The organism is Nocardioides sp. P4_G4, assembly GCF_056401085.1.
In genome coordinates this window covers 1-1,193 of sequence record NZ_JBFUKA010000185.1, presented here as the reverse complement: position 1 = coordinate 1,193, position 1,193 = coordinate 1, and the positions used below count along the sequence as shown (strand labels likewise).

At 75.5% G+C, this 1,193-nt stretch carries 1 protein-coding gene; it reads left to right on the top strand.

Annotation, left to right across the window (positions count from 1 at the left end; genetic code table 11):
- Positions 1-19: 19 nt before the first annotated feature.
- A partial coding sequence (locus tag AC1DQF_RS21630) for an aldehyde dehydrogenase family protein (protein WP_477527279.1) occupies positions 20-1,193 on the top strand: 1,174 nt, incomplete at its 3' end.

The window sequence follows — 1,193 nt, the reverse complement described above, 5'->3', positions numbered from 1 at the left end:
AGACGCTTGAGAGGAACGCATGACCAGCACCGCTGACCAGGCCCGATCGATCATCGCCGGCACCGAGGCGGAGGGCGGCGACGTCGTCGCCGCGACCACCGCCGCGGCCGAGGCGTTCGCGTCCTACCGCGCCACCAGCCCCACCGGGCGCGCGGACTTCCTCGAGGCGGTCGCCGCCGAGATCGAGGCCGACAAGGACGCGATCATCGAGGCCGCCGTCGCGGAGAGCAGCCTGCCGCTGGCTCGCATCACCGGCGAGGTCGGGCGCACCACCGGCCAGCTGCGCATGTTCGCCGGCGTCGTCCGCCAGGGCGACCACCTCGGCGTACGCATCGATCCCGCCATGCCCGAGCGGGCGCCGCTGCCGCGTGCGGACATCCGGCAGCGGATGGTCCCGCTCGGCCCCGTAGCCGTCTTCGGCGCCAGCAACTTCCCGCTCGCCTTCTCCACCGCGGGCGGCGACACCGCCTCCGCGCTCGCGGCCRGCTGCCCGGTCGTGGTCAAGGGCCACCCGGCCCACCCCCGGACCGGAGTCCTGGTCGCCCGCGCGGTCACCCGCGCCGTCGCGAAGTGCGACCTGCACCCGGGCACGTTCTCGTTCCTCCTCGCCGCCGACGGCCGGAGCGGCATCGAGCTCGGCCAGGCCCTGGTCGGCGACCCGCGCATCTGCGCGGTCGGCTTCACGGGGTCCCGCGGGGGCGGGCTCGCGCTCGTCGAGACCGCGAGCCGGCGCGCCGTGCCGATCCCGGTCTACGCCGAGATGTCCTCCATCAACCCCGTGGTCGTGCTCCCCGGTGCGCTCGCCGAGTCCGACACCACCGCGTTCGCCCAGGCGTACGTCGGCTCGCTCACCCTCGGCGCCGGCCAGTTCTGCACCAACCCCGGCCTGCTCTTCCTGCCCACCGGCGAGGCGGGGGACGACTTCATGGCGGCCACCGCCGCCGCGGTCGCGGAGACCACCGGGCAGCGGATGCTCACCCCGGGCATCGCCGAGGCCTACGGCTCGGGCACCGACCGGCTCACGGGCACCGACGGGGTCACCGTCGTCGCCAGCGGCTCGGACGGCGGCGAGCACGCCCCCGCCCCGGTCGTCTCCGAGGCGCCGGTGGAGCTCCTGCTGCAGGCCGACAGCGCCGTGGCCCACGAGGTCTTCGGTGCCTCCGGCGTCGTCGTCCGGTACGACGACGTGGACG